The sequence below is a fragment of the Flavobacterium azooxidireducens genome, from assembly GCF_023195775.1.
GTDB lineage: Bacteria > Bacteroidota > Bacteroidia > Flavobacteriales > Flavobacteriaceae > Flavobacterium > Flavobacterium azooxidireducens.
The window spans coordinates 2,420,001-2,436,583 of sequence record NZ_CP096205.1 but is presented as its reverse complement, the minus strand read 5'-3'; the positions used below and the strand labels follow the sequence as shown (position 1 = coordinate 2,436,583).

The window sequence follows — 16,583 nt, the reverse complement described above, 5'->3', positions numbered from 1 at the left end:
TTTAATTACAAGGAGTTCCTATTGGACTTGTGATATGGACCCCTTCATTATTATAGCCAAGATCTCCAAAATGTTCTGAGTTATATCGAGCTCTAATTCTTTGTTTATCAATATCAGATAGTGTAGAATTATTAGAAAATGTATCTGTTTCAAATAAACCTCCCCAAGCTAAGTCAATATATAATTGGTTTGGATTTGTACCCGGAGGAACAGGAATACCTGTATGAAATTCTTGTAAAACACTTGCTATGATATTAACGTAGGACACAGCCATTTGTTCATGTTGTGAAACTCCTCCTGTTGCATTGGATTGAACATAATAATTCCAAACATAATTATACTCCTCTAATTGACTACAGGAACTCTTATAATGACAGTCATCAATTAAACTTAAAAAATACACATGAATAAGTTCATGAATTAATGTTGAAGCAATCCCTAAATTTGTTCCATTATCTATTAGACTATTTCTTAATGAAATTTTATAGTTAAAACTAATAGGCAAATTGTTCGAATCTTTTTTCCATTCTGAATACCCCATTGCTATCCCAATAAAATTTGGAGTAAATGGAATTGAAGGAACTTTATTTATCTTGGTTATATAATTATGTTTCTTATCATCATCAATACCTTCATTCAATTTTCTTATAATTTTAGCAATATCATTCTGTTGCAAGTCTTTTAATTCATTAAGAACTCCTTTAGTGCAATCATCCAACTCACTATCATCAATTTGTGCTACAATAATTTCTGAGATTACGTAGTCTAGTGCATCATTTTGGTTTGTAAAGTTTGTGCGTACATAGTCTATTAAATCGATTGCAAATGCCATTTTACTGAACTAATTAAGTTTTTTGAAGTTAAATATTTTTCAAAGCTTTAGCAATAATAAATCTACCATTCTCTTAACTTTATAAATCTTGAAAAGAAATAAATTCTTCATCAGAATTATATTCATTTATCGGATAATAGTAATAAATCAATATTATATTGAAACTATCTTTATTAATTTCAATAGATTTTTCTAAATTTTTAAAATACATGTTGTCTTTAATACAATTATAAAAATAATCGGTTACTTCTTTCTTATCAAATTCTTTCAATCTCTCAATTTCTGAAACAGTCCAATTTTTACAAAGTTTTATTTTATAAATTGCAAATCTTTCTTTTAGATTTGACAAATCTAATTTTCCTTGACAAGGTTCTATATATTTTGGCAAGAGAAAATGTTTATTGTTATACTCTATTTTATTTTCTTTCAAAAATCTTAATACATCTAATTTTAGTTTATTCCTTTCTTCTATTCTTTGTGCATTATCGTTTCTAACTTCATTTTCTGATATAGTTAATTGAATAGAACCTGAACATTCATAATGATAAAGCTTTTCTTCATCATTATAATTTGCAAAAATTAACCACGTTGAATTATCTGATGTATAAACTCCATTCATACTTGATTCAGTATATAATTTGAATGTGTTTAGAGTTTTTCCTTTAAAAAGCTCTAACACCTCAATTTCGACTTCTACCGCGACCATTTTAAAAACCAAATCTTCATCTTTAGTATTGTACTTTTTGATTTTGACTTTTGCCACAAAATCAGATTGACCATATTTTTCAATTAATGTACGAGGAATACATTCAACAGCATACAACTTTGAAAAAAAAGTAACAAATAAAAACAAAACAATAATTATGTTTTTCATATATCTCATTTTTTAATATCATTAATTTACTCACAAGGTAATCCTTGTGGTGTTGCTATTACTTGTCCACTTGGATTGTAACTCGGTACATTCCAATTTTCTGCATTATTTACTGCCTCTATTCTAACTTTTTCAGAAGTTGATAAAGACTGAAAAATTGATGTTTCAGATAACCCCGACCAACCCAAATCATCATACAATTGTTGTGGTTCATTTGGAAATAGTTCTTTTAAAGTATCAGCAACAATAGATACATAATCAGTCGCCATTTGCATATGTTGCGAATATCCATTATAACCACATGTCTCTAGGTAATAATTCCAAACATACGGAAATTCCTCTAATTGTTCACATTCGTTTTTATAATGACAATCATCTATTAAACTTAAAAAGTAAACGTGAATAATTTCGTGTAAAAGAGTTGAAGCAATCCCTAATTGAGTTCCATTATTTACAAGAATAGGATTAATTTTAATTATATAATTATAAGGATTTGGATTACCATTTAACAGCTGCCAATTAGCTGTTCCAGCAGCTGGCTGTCCATTAACTAAGCTTGGTGCTTCTACTTTAATAATTGTTTTGTAAGTATGTTTACTGCTATTAGGAATGCTCTCATTTAATTTTCTAATCATTTGAGAAACACAATTATTTTCAGCGTTCTTCAACTGGTTAAGTATCCCTTTAGTGCACTCATCCAATTCACTATCATCAATTTGTGCTACAATAATTTCTGAGATTACGTAGTCTAGTGCATCATTTTGGTTTGTAAAGTTTGTGCGTACATAGTCTATTAAATCTATTGCAAATGCCATTGCCGCCGGATCGATTACATCATTAATTGTATTTTGATCTATATAACTACCCAACTGATCTTCAATAGCAGGATTATCAATTAAATAATCATTTTGACGTGCATCTAATGACAACGGCTCTGTTAAATAACTCACTCGTGGCATATCTGGCACACCCACAATTGTTGTTAGTGAGTTGTTAGATGGTTCGCCGGGTTGAGATGAACCAGGGCTACTTCCTCCAGGTGAATAGCCAGACCCTGGATTTCCAGTTCCTGGATTTCCGAAATTATTAGGAATACATTCATAATAAAGATTAGGGGTATATCCAGGATGACTATTAGTACATTCACAAGTTTGCCATGGCCAATGTTCGGGTCCACATCCACACTGATATGGTTCTAAAACTATTGACGTTTGTACATAACCATCACAATCAAATGGATAACTTGAACCTCCTGCTACATTTTCATCAATGTGTGTAAACTTGATAGAACCACCAGGGCCTGGTTCAATTACTCGGAATGTTCTAATGTCACCTTCAAACGGTTGGTTTTTATCATTTAACCAATTTTCAGTAGGGCTATATTTTGTAATAAATGCAGCGGTGTTTCCTTCTTTCTCTTCCAAAGTAAGATTGTAAAATTTACTGGCTATCGTGTCCGATGTCTTGATATACATCGTATAAGATTTGTATGTTCCTGAGGTTATTTCTTTGATTACATCTGTAAAGATTTCAATTTCAGAATCATCGCCTGATCTTGCAAAATGACGTATTGAATTTGTATTATTCATAATCATTTTTACTGTTGGCTTGTTTTCTACTGATTTTAGTTTTCTTTTAAACTCATCATAGGTAATTGTTTTTACATCAATTGATTCTAAATTGTTTTTCTGCAACTCAACATCTTCGTAAAAATCTTTGTCGCAAGAAGTAAATAATAAAATTGTTGCAATAAATAAGAATAGTAATTTTAAACTGGTTTTCATAATAAAAATTTTTAATGGTTTAGATTCATTTTTTAATAATGAGATAAAACCAAAATATCATGCTTCCATTAATTTCTTTAAGAAAAGTTTAAAACAACCTTTTGAAATTTATGAAGAACCATAAAAAACTGATTTTTGCTCAATTATTTATGATTGACTTTGGAAATACTAATTAACAAAAAATTTCTTTAACAATTAAAATATTTTTTCATTTTTTTAATAGTACAATAACTACTTTGCTAAAAAACCTATAATTTTTTAATTTAATGAAAATTGAAACATAGCACAAATCCCTACCCCAGATTGCAACGGAAAGCATTTTGGGCAAAAAAGTTTAGCATTCTTCAAGCAAAAAAGCGACCAAAGGAAGCTCTTTTTGGTTTGTTGAATTCTAGTTTTCTTGCCCAAAATCTTGAAGTGGACCGTGCCTACCGGCAGGCAGGAAGCTGGAAAAAGGTTCAAAAAATTACCATCGAATAATCACGCTTCCCCAAGTGAAACCACTACCAAATGCGGCCAAAACAACCAAATCTCCCGATTTTATTTTGCCTTGTTCCCATGCTTCGGTTAAGGCGATTGGAATGGAAGCAGCTGTGGTGTTTCCGTATTTCTGAATGTTGTTATACACTTGATCGTCTGCTAATTTGAATTTTTGTTGAATGAATTGCGAGATACGCAAATTTGCTTGATGCGGAATCAACATATTGATATCGGAAACAGTGAGGTTATTGGCTTGCAATCCTTCGTTAATTACTTCGCTAAAGCGAACAACTGCATTTTTAAACACAAATTGTCCGTTCATGTACGGGAAGAAACTTTCGTCGTTGGGATCGTTATCTTTAATAATGTCGGTTACCCATCGTTTGCCCATTCCGGGAGCGATAACGGCGAGTTCTTCGGCATGTTGACCTTCGGAATGAAGATGGGTGGAGAGAATTCCTTTGGTTGTATCTTCTTCACGTGAAACTACAGCTGCACCGGCACCATCGCCAAAAATTACTGAAACGCCACGACCTCGCGTAGTCATGTCTAAACCATACGAATGTAACTCTGAACCAATGATTAGAATATTTTTATACATGCCGGTTTTAATGTATTGATCGGCAATGGAAAGAGCATATACAAACCCCGAGCATTGGTTTCTGATGTCTAACGCTCCAACTGTTCGAAGCCCTAATTCTTTTTGAACCAACACACCCGGACCAGGAAAATAATAATCGGGACTCAACGTAGCAAAAACAACAAAATCTATCTCGTCATTTGATAATCCAGAACGTTCGATGGCAATTTTAGCAGCTTTTACACCCATTGTTGTGGTGGTATTACCATCCCCTTTTTGCACATGTCGTCGTTCTTTTATTCCGGTTCGCTCCTGAATCCATTCATCATTGGTTTCGATAATTTTAGACAAATCGTCATTAGTTACCACATTTTCAGGAACATAAAATCCTAATCCGGTTATTTTTGAATGATACATAGTATGCTATTTTAATAAAATTAGTCTAACAAATTTAGCAATCTTTTAAAAATAGCTATCATTCTTAACGCTTTTTTTATGACTTGATAAAAAATTAACTTCTAAATTTGGCATTGTTGTTGCTGTATAATTTTCAAAATTAGCTTTTTGTTAAGACACTTTTTTGATTAAAACAGTATATTTGAAGTATGAAATACATCTTTTCCATTCTCATCACCTTTTGTTTTTCCCTTGCGGGGATGGCACAATTTGACACGGGCGGAAAATCGATTACTCCCAGTGGAAATTTTGGTATAAGCCCGAGTACTTCCGGAACTTCTATCTTTACCCCAAAAGACAAAGAAGAAAAAAAATCTGATAATTATTATGCTCCACTTAGAAAAGAAAAACAAATTGATTTGACCAAAAATTACGGATTTATTAAACCGGAGCATAAACTTCAACCCAATTTGAACGGTGAAAGTGAAATGATGGAAGAATATAAACGCGGTAAACATTTTGGAAGTTTTATCAGTAAATCAAAGTTTGTTAAAGTTTTATGCCGCGATCATCAAGCGATTGACGGTGACCGTGTGAGCATTATTTTAAATGATAAAGTGGTAGAAGCTAATATTTTTCTCGATGCAGAGTTTTCTGTTTTTTATATTGAATTGGCTCCTGGTTTCAACAACTTAGAATTTGTTGCTCTAAACCAAGGTGCTTCCGGACCGAACACAGCTCAATTTGCTGTTTTAGACGAATTTGATGCAACCATTATGTCAAATATCTGGAATTTAGCCACCGGAGCAAAAGCTACGATGAGTATTTTTAGAGAATAATTCTCAACCAACCTTTCCCTCTTTCTTTATTTTAACAGATTTTTTAGAAGTTTGATTTTTATAAGTCTTATTTTAGAGCCTCAATAAATCAATCAAAAACTTTATGAAAATCAAATTACTATTACTTTTATGTGTGGGCTATTTTGCTTCGGCCCAAGAAAATTTATCGTTTCAAAAGCCACCCAAAGAAATTTTGGAATTGGCCGATTACGAAAGAGCTCCATCGGTAAACATGGACAGCAAAAAAGAATATATGCTGTTATCTTATCGAAGTACTTACAAAACCTTAGACGATTTAAATCAGGAAGAAATGCGATTGGGCGGACTTCGTATCAATCCGGTGACCAACATTTCCAGCACGGTTACGTACATTACTAATTTAAAAGTTAGAAAAGTTTCCGAAAAAAATGAAGTGCAAGTAAAAGGATTGCCTGAAAATCCAAGGATTAGTAATTTAGGCATGTCACCTAACGAGAAGAAACTTTCTTTTTCACACACAACAAACACCGGTGTTGAACTTTGGGTATTGGATTTAGCGACAGCTCAAGCCACCAAATTAACTGATGCTACGGTGAATGCCAACATGGGCAATCCGTTTAGCTGGTTTGCCGATAATCAAACCATTTTGGTAAGAATGTTGGTAAAAAACCGTCCGGCTTTAATCGATTTAAAGAAAGATTTACCAACCGGACCAATCGTTTCTACCGGAGACGGAAGTGTTTCGCAAAACAGAACCTATCAAGATTTACTAAAAAATCCGTTAGACGAACAAAATTTTGAAACATTAGTTACATCAGAATTATACAAAGTTACCTTAGACGGAAAAGCAGAATTGTTTAAAAAAGCTGATATGTATGCCGGCGAGAGCATTTCGCCAGATGGTAATTATGTAATGATTTCAACTATTCAAAAACCGTTTTCTTATATTGTTCCGTTGAGTCGTTTTCCACAAAAATCAGTGGTATATGACAAATCGGGAAAAGAAGTGAAAGTGGTAAACGAAGTTCCGTTAACGGAAATTATGCCAAAAGGATTTTCGTCGATTAGAAAAGGTAAACGCAGCATGAGCTGGAGAAATGACAAACCTTCTACCCTATCTTTTGTGGAGGCTTTAGACGAAGGAGATCAAGCAAAACAAGTTGATTTTAGAGACGAAGTGTTTTTATGGGAAGCTCCTTTTAGTGCCAATCCAACTTCGCTGGCAAAAACCCAACAACGTTATGGAGGAATAACTTGGGGAAATGACAATATTGCTATTCTATCTGATTATTGGTACGACACTCGAAATGCTAAAACGTATATCATAAATCCATCCAATCCTGCTCAAGCTCCAAAAGTGATTTCGGATAGAAATTACCAAGACATCTATTCTGATCCGGGGAATTTTGAAACAAAGAAAAACCAATATGGCAAAATGGTTTTGACGTTAGACAACAACAAAGCGTATTTAATTGGTGATGGATTTACGAAAGAAGGACAATTTCCGTTTATTGATGAATTTGATTTAAGCTCGTTAAAAACTAAACGCTTATACCAATCAACTTACAAAGACAAAAAAGAAGATATCATGTCGGTAGAAGATGTGAAAAAAGGCGAAGCATTGGTAATGATCCAGTCAAAAAATGAATATCCGAATTATTATTTCAGAAATTTTAAATCGAAAGGAAAATTAACGCAATTAACCCATTTTAAAAATCCGTTTGCGAGTATTGAAAATGTTCACAAAGAAGTGATTAAATACAAACGCAAAGACGGTGTAGAATTATCCGGCACATTATATCTTCCTGTTGGTTATGACAAAACGAAGAAAGAGAAAAAACCACTTTTAATCTGGGCTTATCCTGCCGAATATAAAGACAAAAACTCAGCTGGTCAAAGTGATAAAAACCCGAACGAATTTACGTTTCCATATTACGGTTCGTTTGTGTATTGGGTAACGAGAGGTTATGTGGTGTTGGATGATGCTTCGTTCCCAATTATTGGTGAAGGAACAACAGAACCAAACGACAATTTTATTGAACAATTGGTTGCCAATGCCGAAGCTGCGATTGATGCTGTGGATAAATTGGGTTATATCGACAGAACAAAAGTAGGTGTTGGCGGACATTCGTATGGTGCGTTTATGACGGCAAATTTGTTGACGCATTCTAACTTATTTGCATGCGGAATTGCAAGAAGTGGAGCTTATAACAGAACCTTAACACCATTTGGTTTCCAAAGTGAGCAACGTAATTATTGGGATGTTCCTGAAGTATATAACTCGATGTCACCTTTTATGAATGCTCACAAAATGAAAACGCCAATGTTGTTAACACACGGTGAAGCAGACAACAATCCAGGCACATTTACTTTGCAAACCGAACGTTATTTCCAAGCATTAAAAAACTTAGGTGCTCCTGTGCGGATGGTAATTTTACCAAAAGAAAGCCACGGTTATGTAGCCAAAGACAATATTTTACATTTGTTGTGGGAACAAGATCAGTTTTTAGAGAAGTATTTGAAATAGATTGAGAATTGTTTGAGGTTTCAAGTTTCAGGTTTCAGGTTGAAGAACCGTTGAGAATAACTTGAAACTTGAAACCTCAAACTTTTTTTTAGCACAATTCCCTAGCCCGGATTGCAACGGAAAGCTTTTTTTGAAAAAGCAAATTAGTTTTGTTGGTTTGGCAAAGCGACCTTGGGAGCTCTTGCCAAAACTTACAAAACTTTTGCTTTGAAAAAAAACTTGCAGTGAAAAGCCGGAATAGCTTCTAAAAAAGATAAACAGCAACCCTGAAGTTGAAAAATTTCGGGGTTATTTTTGGGATAAAAATAAAACTGTTTTTGGTTCTAGGTGATTTTTATTTTCGAAGAATAAAATTCCCTCAGGATAATGAGCTTCGATTAGGTAATGGTTTCCACGAAAATAAGCATTTGACACCGTTACTTTTAAGTTTGAGTTTTCTACTATTTTCAGTTGATGCGGGTAGAATAACTGATTTTCATTTTGGTTGAAATAGAAACCCGGAATTTCATTAACATCGCCAAAAAGTGAAGCTACATATTTAGAGTTTGGGGAATTATACAATTCATTTGGGGAATTTTCTGCTACTATTTTTCCGTTTTGCATAACTACTACTTCATCGGCAAAGGAAAGTACATCGGTGCTGTCGTGGGTGGCGACTAAAGTGGTTATATTTTTACTTTTCAAGTAAGCAAACAATTTTCTGCGTAAGCTGTTTTTTCTAAAATTATCGATGTGGCTAAAGGGTTCATCGAGCAATAAAACTTCCGGTTCTAGTGCTAAAACTCTTGCTAATGCGACACGTTGCATTTGTCCGCCACTTAAAAATTTTGCTTTAATGTTGGCAAATTCTGTCATTTCTACGATTTCGAGTAATTCGGCAATGCGTTCCTTTTTTTCTTCGGGATAGAAGTTGGAGAGATACTTTCCAACATTTTCTGCCACGGTGATAAACGGCATCAAATCAAAATCCTGAGCGAGGTATTTCATGAAAGGCATTCCGGGAATAAGATGGAATTTTGGACCGAGCACTTCCTGATTGTTCCAAAAAATTTGACCTTCCTCTAAATCATACAAGCCGTAAATTAGTTTTAAAAGAGTGCTTTTTCCACAGCCACTTTCACCGATTATCGCCAAATTTTTTCCTTTTTGAAGTGAAAAATTGACTTGGTTGATGTCTTTATTTATATCGTATGAAAATGAAATTTGGTTGACTTGTAACATAAAATAGTGTTGCTATTAAATTTCAAAAATAAACTAAGTTGATGTTTAAACGGGAATTTAAGTGTAAAATGAAGTAATAATAATGAATATTACTATTTTAACTAAACCGGATTTTGCTATTTTAATAAAATAACATTAAAACAAAAAAAATATTACGATTATGCTATCTATTTAATTAAAATACTGATTAAAAACAATTTATTAAATCTATAATTAAACTACATATTTATTATTATTACCCTATTTTTTTGACTAATAAACTACTGATTAAATAACGCATAATTATTTAATCATCAGAAAAAGGCTATTTTCACCAATACAAAAACACAACATCGTCAAAAATATAATTGAAAAAAATAGTAGGTGCACTAAAATAATTTATTCACTAAAGCCTTAAAACATAGCCAATACAACCTAAATCTACTCTGCGAAAACGATTTAGTTGAGTGTATAGTTTTTGTACAGTTATATAAAATTGATTTTGAAAAATATAAAATTAGATTTGAATGTCAAAAAATCAATATTAAAAATGAAAAAAATTACTTTACTTATTATGTTATTCTTATCGATGATAGGAATTTCGCAGAACTTACTCACCAACGGTGATTTTGAAAATGGCACAACAGGTTGGGTGTTTGGTCCTCCTGGAGTAGTTTCTTCCGGCGAAGCTTTCTACAGCACCGCAAATGCTGAAGGAAATCCTTGGGATACAGAGCTCAAACAGACAAACTTGTCATTTACAGGAGCCGCTTCCTACACGCTAACTTTTAAAGCTCGTGCGGCAGCAAATAGAACCATATCTGTAAATATTCAAAATACAAATATTTGGAATGATCAATTCAGAAATAATGCTGTTGCTCTAACGACTACGATGACAACTTATAGTTATACTTTTAATGCTACATCTACTAATAATAATGCTCAACTTAATTTCCATATGGCTAATATGGGAGTCAACACAACAGCGGCAGTATATATTGATGATGTAGAACTTGTTCTAAACGAAGGTGGAGGTGGAGACACACCTCCTGCACAACCTGTTGGATTTGTTGCACATACCCCAACTTCTTCAAGCGTATTTATGGCTGTAGGCCCAAATAATGTAGGTGGTGAAATAGAATACCGATTATTCTATTCACCAACAGCAACCGCTCCGGCAAATCCTTTGAATGCAACTCCATATATTTTTGGTAGTACACCGGGTGACGGAAATGGTTTTAGTGCATTCGGATTTACATTATCCGGATTGGATTCGGCAACAAATTATACATTCTGGTTGTATCAATATAATTCTACTACTGGATTATATTCCGCTCCCAATTCAGCAACAGCAACAACTTTATCTGGAAACTTATTGCCTCAACCTGTTGGTTTTGTTGCAATTAACCCAACTGCATCAAGTATACTTTTAGCTGTTGGCCCAAACAATACAGGTGGAAATATAGTTTATAAATTATTTTATTCTCCAACAGCTACAGCTCCCGCAAATCCATTAACTGCCACAGAATATACATTTGGAACCACTCCTGGTGATGGAAATGGCACAGCTGCATTTGGATTTAATTTAGGCGGTCTTAATTCTCAAACAAATTATACTTTTTGGTTATATCAATACAACACTGTAACTCAAGCATACTCTATTCCAGCTTCGTCAACTAATACTACATTATTTGCTCCAGCTCCATTAGTGCCTCCAACAACGAACGCACCAGTGCCAACACGTAATTCTGCTAATGTTGTTTCAATCTATAGTGATAGTTATAGTGACATTGCAACAAATTATGATCCAGGCTGGGGACAATCCGGTCATACTTTAGTGAATACAGCTTTTGAAGCTGTTTCAGGGTCTGGAAATTCAATTTTACACTATCCAAATTTTAATTACCAAGGAACTGAAGTAACCGCAAGCAATTTATCTTCAATGGAATTTTTGCATGTTGATCTTTGGACAAATGCTGCTACCTCTAATGCTATAATCCAAGTAAGTCCAATTAATGCAGGATCTGGTCCTGCTGAGGTTTTAGTTACCATCAATCACGTTCAAGGACAATGGGTTAGTGTAGATATTCCAAAAAGTGCCTTCGCAGGTATGACATGGGATAACGTTGTTCAAATGAAATTTGCTGCTAATGGCCCCGGAAGCACAACACCAATTGATATCTATTTGGATAATGTTTATTTTTGGAATAATCCAGGTGTGAGTACAGATGCAACTTTAAGTGATCTACAAGTAGATTTTGTACCAATTGATGGTTTTAATTCGTCTCAACTCACTTATACCTATAACATCCCGTTTGGTACAACTGAAATACCACAAATAACATCTGCAACACCAAACAGTGGTGCTGCTTCAGCAGTGATTACACAAGCAACTACTTTACCGGGTAGTGCAACCGTTGTTGTCACAGCAGAAGATGATTCTGTTCAACAAACCTATACTGTTAATTTTTCGTTTCCACCACCACCTGCACAACCTGTTGGTCTTGTAGCAATGAACCCAACAGCATCAAGTGCATTTTTAGCTGTTGGACCAAATAATGTAGATGGAACTATAGTTTATAGATTGTTTTACTCACCAACTGCAACAGCTCCTGCAAATCCAACAACTGCATCAGAATATAATTTTGGTGATACACCAGGCGACGGAGGCGGAGTAAGTGCTTTTGGATTTAATATTCCTGGACTTACATCAAGTACAAACTACACATTTTGGTTATATCAATTTAACACACAAACAAATCAATTTTCTTCACCTGCTAATGCTTCATTAACAACTTTATGTATGCCATTAGATTGGTACCTCGATGCTGATGGAGATGGATTTGGAGTTGATTCAACATTAGTTAGTAATTGTAATTCACCGGGTGCAACATACGTATTAGTAGGTGGCGATTGTAATGATGCTGATGACACCATCTATCCGGGAGCCACAGAAATCTGTTATGACGGCATTCTTCAAAACTGTAACGGTGATTTAAATGACGGATGTCCGGTTGTTCTAACCCAAATTCGTCCTTATTTCTGTGGAACCACATTGCAATTTGTTAATTCTTCTATTTTAGCTAATACTCCTACAGGTTTACCAAACGGAGCAACTATAACAGGTTACCGTTATGAGATAACCAATTTATCTACAACGGCAGTTAGAGAAGTAGAAAAAACAATTGCGATGATTCGTATCAATGAAACAGATATGGCAGGTTTCAATACTGCTTATTCCATCCGTGCAATGGTTAGAATTAATAACGAATGGCAAGACTATGGAACAGCTTGTACTATACTTACTCCGGCAATTCCAACTACCGCAGTGAGTACAGTTTGTGGTCAAGTTTTACCATCATTACAATCTACTATCTATGCTACTACAGTAGTTTCATCCACAGGATATGAATTTGAAGTAAGTCGTATGGAAGGCGGAGTAGCTGTTGAAACAACTACAATCGAACGCTCGGTAAACAATTTCAAATTAACCTTGTTAAGCGGAATTCAGTATGTTTATGCTTCGGAATATCAAGTTCGTGTTCGAGTAAAAGCAAATGTAAATGGAATAGAGGATTGGTCTAATTACGGAGCAATATGTTCTGTATATACACCAGAGGCCCCAGAGGCAGCAATAGATGGTTGTGGAGGTGAAGAAGGTATTGCACCAGCCGCACTAAACACACCAATTTATGCTACACCATTAACGGGAGCAACACAATATCGTTTCACGTTAAGTGATGGTGTTAGCTATAACCAAGTATACACTACATCAGCACGATTCTTTAGGTTGAGTAACTTTAATGCATTGCAGACTTTAACGCCGGGTGGTAACTATTCGGTAACAGTAGAAGTTGAGATTTACGGTTATTTCTATCCAGGAAAAGATTGTAATATTCTAGTGCCAGGTGGTGGTCTAAGATCAAATTTAGTTAAAACTGAAGAAACGATCAACTTACCAACTGATTTCAAAGTAGTGGCTTATCCAAACCCATTTGCAAACAGTTTTGCTGTTGATGTAAGAACTTCCAACACTGAAAAAGTGAGCTTGACTGTGTATGACATGGCAGGAAGACTTTTAGAAGTAAAAGAAGTAAATGCAAGCGAAGTTACTAACTACCAATTTGGTGACCGTTATCCATCGGGAGTTTACAATATGATTGTAACACAAGGTGAAGAAACGAGAACTGTGAGAGTGGTGAAACAATAAGTTTCTAAAATATCAGATTAAAAATGCCTCTCTTCACTGAGAGGTATTTTTTAATTTGTTGATTTCCCTATTTATTCATTAATCAAAGCACGCTAAAGACAGCATGTCACGACAAGTGAAAACAAAAAAAGTTATGAAAAACATTAAAATATTACTCGCTACATTATTTATTATTTCATCTATAAACAGTGTTCAGGCACAAGTTGGAATTGGCACAACCGCTCCCAACGGTGCATTAGATATAACTTCTACGAACGAAGGTTTATTGATTCCAAGAGTCGCTTTAGTTAACACAACAACGGTAACCGTTTTAACAGGAACGGCTTCTGAATTGGTTTATAATACTGCCACATCTGGCGATGTAACCCCGGGATTCTATTATCTAAGCACGGCTACAGGCCCTTGGATAAGATTAGCCACAGGAGGTTCAGGCTGGCAAATTACAGGAAATACCGATATTGTTAACAATGTCAATTTTATGGGAACAGGTGCAGGAAATAATGTAGATGTAGCCTTTAGAAGAAATAATGTTGCTGCGGGAAAAATATCTGCAACCAGTACCTCTTTTGGTGTTGGAGCCTTGACTGCCGGTGCTACTTCAAACAGTATTGCCTTTGGAAATAATGCCTTGGTACTTAATACCGGAGCAAATAATGTTGCCGTAGGAACCGCAGCATTAACTACAAATGTTACCGGAATTCAGAACACAGGAATTGGAAACAGTGCACTTACTTTAAACACAGGAAGTGCCAACTCGGCCTTAGGTTTTGAAGCTTTGCGGTCTAATTCTATTGGAAATAACAACACAGGAATTGGTTTTGAAGCCTTACGATCAAATACAACAGCAAGCAATAATACCGGAATTGGTTTCCAAGCATTGAGAAGCAATAGTACTGGCACAAGTAATACAGCTGTAGGTTTTCAAGCAGGAGAAAACACTACTAGTTCATCAAATACGTCCCTAGGTTTTCAAGCCCATCAAATGAATACAACAGGTAATCAAAATGTTGCCATTGGTGAAAGGTCATTAGGAAGAAACTCAGGAAGTCAAAATACCATAATTGGGTTTGAAGCCATGTTTGGTACAACATCAAGTTCAAATAACTCTACTGCTGTTGGATATCATGCTTTGTTTAGCAATTCAGGAGCCAGCAATACCGCCGTGGGTTGGAATGCATCGCAAGGCGGCACAACTGCTATCAACAATACAGCGATGGGTGCCGGATCGTTAAATAATAATACCACAGGCTCACGTAATACAGCGGTTGGTAGAGATGCAGGCTTTGCCGCAACATCGTCCGATGGAACTTTTATTGGATTTAATGCCGGTGCCTATTCAACAGGAACTCAAAACACCGCTGTTGGAGCTAATGCATTAGATGAAAATGCAGCTACTGCAAGAAATGTCGCCATTGGTTATAACGCCTTAACAAGCACCACCGCCAGCAATAATACCGCTGTGGGTCACAGTGCTTTGCAAACTGTGGGAGCAGGATCAGGAAATGTGGCCTTAGGCTATCAAGCAGGTTTTGCAGAAACAGGTTCTAATAAATTATACATTTCAAATTCAAATACATCACCAACAACTTCTTTGATTTATGGTGAGTTTGCTCCTACCAGAATTTTACGCACCAACAGTACCTTTCAAATTGGTGACCCTACTACAACAGGTTATCAATTTCCGGTTGCTCGTGGAGCAGATACTCAACTACTGCAAACTAATGCCGCGGGTGTATTATCTTGGGTAAATCCAAGTGTGTTGGCTGTAACAGAAATTGATCCTCAAGTATCTTCTGTCACAAATAATGCTATACCAAAATGGAACGGTACTACCCTTTTAGACGGTATTATAACCGATAACGGAACCAGTGTAACAATAGCAGGTAATACAACCACTACAACTCTTCAAATGACAAACGGTGCTACAGCTAATTATATTTTGCAAAGTGATGCAGCTGGAAACGGCACTTGGGTTCAAAATCCGCTAAATACTTTATCATTGGTAAGGGTTAACTTAGGTGGTTCAAATCAAGTTTTAACTGCACCAGCTCCCCTGGGTACTTGGGAAAAAATTAATTTTTCTACAGAAGTTTTTGATACTAGTGCAGAATTTGCAGGTGGAACATTTACAGCCACTAAAGCTGGTTTTTATCAAATCAATGCAGGATTTCATACTAATGATCAAACCAATTTGCAACAATATGCTATTGGTGTTTTTGTAAACGGAGTTTTATATCAAGAAACATCTGGAAATCACACTAATTTGGGAGAGGTATCACGCAATATTAACTGTATAGTTAATTTAGCTATAGGGAATACTGTAGAAATTTTTGTTAAAAATTTTATTTCTGGAGTAGAAATTAATGGCTTTATCGGTAAAACCTTCTTTGAAATCCAACAAATTAGATAAACACAACTGTTTGCCCTTTAAACAGTTTATTACAATCATTTTTTGGAAGCCCTATAAGTAACTTACTTCCAATTTAGTAAACCCGACATGTATGACCATGTTTAAAACGTGGTCATTGGGTTTACATAAAAAAACACATTAGCTCTTTCAATCCCAAATAATTCCATTACAAAGGCATACTTAGAAAATTGAATATTCAATTTTGTATTTAGAACAAAAGCAATATAATAGCTTTAATGTTAAGGGCGTGCCCCTCCGACAAGCTACGGGTCGGGCTTTTCGTTACATCCCGATAGATTCTGTGTTGATTTCCAAAATAAAATCTAAATTTTTATTAGTTTTGTTTTTCAAGACAGTCTCTGAACTAGTCTCTATAGCGTGTTTAAACCATTTGTGTTTGCACGCTATTTTTTGTTATATATTCTTTATCGTAAACTGTTTCATTTTTGAATAAAATATAGATTAGTTCGAG

The 16,583-nt window shown here is 34.9% G+C and carries 11 protein-coding genes (1 of these 11 only partly in view); 5 read left to right on the top strand and 6 right to left on the bottom strand.

All coding sequences use genetic code 11. The features are described 5' to 3' along the window. Position 1: 1 nt before the first annotated feature. The 3 genes from M0M57_RS10625 to M0M57_RS10615 all read right to left on the bottom strand — a co-directional run bounded on the left by M0M57_RS10625 (position 2) and on the right by M0M57_RS10615 (position 3,490). The gene (locus tag M0M57_RS10625) at positions 2–832 is read right to left on the bottom strand and encodes a hypothetical protein (protein WP_248433004.1); all 831 of its coding nucleotides are present in this window, start codon (positions 830–832) and stop codon (positions 2–4) included. 79 nt (positions 833–911) lie between these two features. Next, a complete protein-coding gene (locus tag M0M57_RS10620) occupies positions 912–1,706 on the bottom strand; it encodes a hypothetical protein (RefSeq protein ID WP_248433003.1) in 795 nt (264 codons plus the stop codon). 26 nt (positions 1,707–1,732) lie between these two features. Beyond that, positions 1,733–3,490, bottom strand: a complete 1,758-nt coding sequence (locus M0M57_RS10615; RefSeq protein ID WP_248433002.1) for a SprT-like domain-containing protein — start codon at positions 3,488–3,490, stop codon at positions 1,733–1,735. A 273-nt stretch (positions 3,491–3,763) separates the two neighbouring features. Between M0M57_RS10615 and M0M57_RS10610 the strand changes: the two genes are divergently transcribed. After that, the gene (locus tag M0M57_RS10610; RefSeq protein ID WP_248433001.1) at positions 3,764–3,970 is read left to right on the top strand and encodes a hypothetical protein; all 207 of its coding nucleotides are present in this window, start codon (positions 3,764–3,766) and stop codon (positions 3,968–3,970) included. On the opposite strand, the gene M0M57_RS10605 is transcribed toward M0M57_RS10610, so the two are convergent. Next, positions 3,957–4,967: a 3-oxoacyl-ACP synthase III family protein gene (locus M0M57_RS10605; RefSeq protein WP_248433000.1), complete on the bottom strand. Its 1,011-nt coding sequence runs from the start codon at positions 4,965–4,967 to the stop codon at positions 3,957–3,959. The genes M0M57_RS10610 and M0M57_RS10605 overlap by 14 nt on opposite strands. Positions 4,968–5,155: 188 nt before the next feature. Here M0M57_RS10605 and M0M57_RS10600 point away from each other — a divergent pair, with 188 nt between their 5' ends. Both M0M57_RS10600 and M0M57_RS10595 read left to right on the top strand, forming a co-directional pair. After that, on the top strand, positions 5,156–5,785 hold the full coding sequence (locus tag M0M57_RS10600) for a hypothetical protein (RefSeq protein ID WP_248432999.1): 630 nt from the start codon (positions 5,156–5,158) through the stop codon (positions 5,783–5,785). 103 nt (positions 5,786–5,888) lie between these two features. After that, a complete protein-coding gene (locus M0M57_RS10595; RefSeq protein ID WP_248432998.1) occupies positions 5,889–8,291 on the top strand; it encodes a S9 family peptidase in 2,403 nt (800 codons plus the stop codon). Between the two features lie 288 nt (positions 8,292–8,579). On the opposite strand, the gene M0M57_RS10590 is transcribed toward M0M57_RS10595, so the two are convergent. Continuing rightward, entirely contained in the window at positions 8,580–9,512 is a 933-nt protein-coding gene (locus M0M57_RS10590) for an ABC transporter ATP-binding protein (protein ID WP_248432997.1), read from the bottom strand. Positions 9,513–10,041: 529 nt separating this feature from the next. On the opposite strand from M0M57_RS10590, the gene M0M57_RS10585 reads away from it, so the two are divergent. Both M0M57_RS10585 and M0M57_RS10580 read left to right on the top strand, forming a co-directional pair. Next, positions 10,042–13,701, top strand: a complete 3,660-nt coding sequence (locus M0M57_RS10585) for a carbohydrate binding domain-containing protein (RefSeq protein WP_248432996.1) — start codon at positions 10,042–10,044, stop codon at positions 13,699–13,701. A gap of 133 nt (positions 13,702–13,834) precedes the next feature. Beyond that, complete coding sequence (locus tag M0M57_RS10580) at positions 13,835–16,111, top strand: beta strand repeat-containing protein (RefSeq protein WP_248432995.1); 2,277 nt, start codon at positions 13,835–13,837, stop codon at positions 16,109–16,111. A 382-nt stretch (positions 16,112–16,493) separates the two neighbouring features. Here M0M57_RS10580 and M0M57_RS10575 read toward each other — a convergent pair whose 3' ends face one another. Further along, positions 16,494–16,583 carry the end of an IS110 family RNA-guided transposase gene (locus M0M57_RS10575; protein ID WP_248432818.1) on the bottom strand. It continues 951 nt past the right edge of the window, so 90 of the gene's 1,041 nt are visible here — the last part of the coding sequence; its start codon lies off the right edge, out of view; its stop codon occupies positions 16,494–16,496.

Bases quoted from the DNA above. Each gene is read 5' to 3' on its own strand.
- M0M57_RS10595 (WP_248432998.1), top strand. From the start codon at position 5,889: ATGAAAATCAAATTACTATTACTTTTATGTGTGGGCTATTTTGCTTCG.
- M0M57_RS10590 (WP_248432997.1), bottom strand. From the start codon at position 9,512: ATGTTACAAGTCAACCAAATTTCATTTTCATACGATATAAATAAAGAC.
- M0M57_RS10615 (WP_248433002.1), bottom strand. From the start codon at position 3,490: ATGAAAACCAGTTTAAAATTACTATTCTTATTTATTGCAACAATTTTA.
- M0M57_RS10620 (WP_248433003.1), bottom strand. From the start codon at position 1,706: ATGAAAAACATAATTATTGTTTTGTTTTTATTTGTTACTTTTTTTTCA.
- M0M57_RS10585 (WP_248432996.1), top strand. From the start codon at position 10,042: ATGAAAAAAATTACTTTACTTATTATGTTATTCTTATCGATGATAGGA.
- M0M57_RS10600 (WP_248432999.1), top strand. From the start codon at position 5,156: ATGAAATACATCTTTTCCATTCTCATCACCTTTTGTTTTTCCCTTGCG.
- M0M57_RS10625 (WP_248433004.1), bottom strand. From the start codon at position 832: ATGGCATTTGCAATCGATTTAATAGACTATGTACGCACAAACTTTACA.
- M0M57_RS10580 (WP_248432995.1), top strand. From the start codon at position 13,835: ATGAAAAACATTAAAATATTACTCGCTACATTATTTATTATTTCATCT.
- M0M57_RS10605 (WP_248433000.1), bottom strand. From the start codon at position 4,967: ATGTATCATTCAAAAATAACCGGATTAGGATTTTATGTTCCTGAAAAT.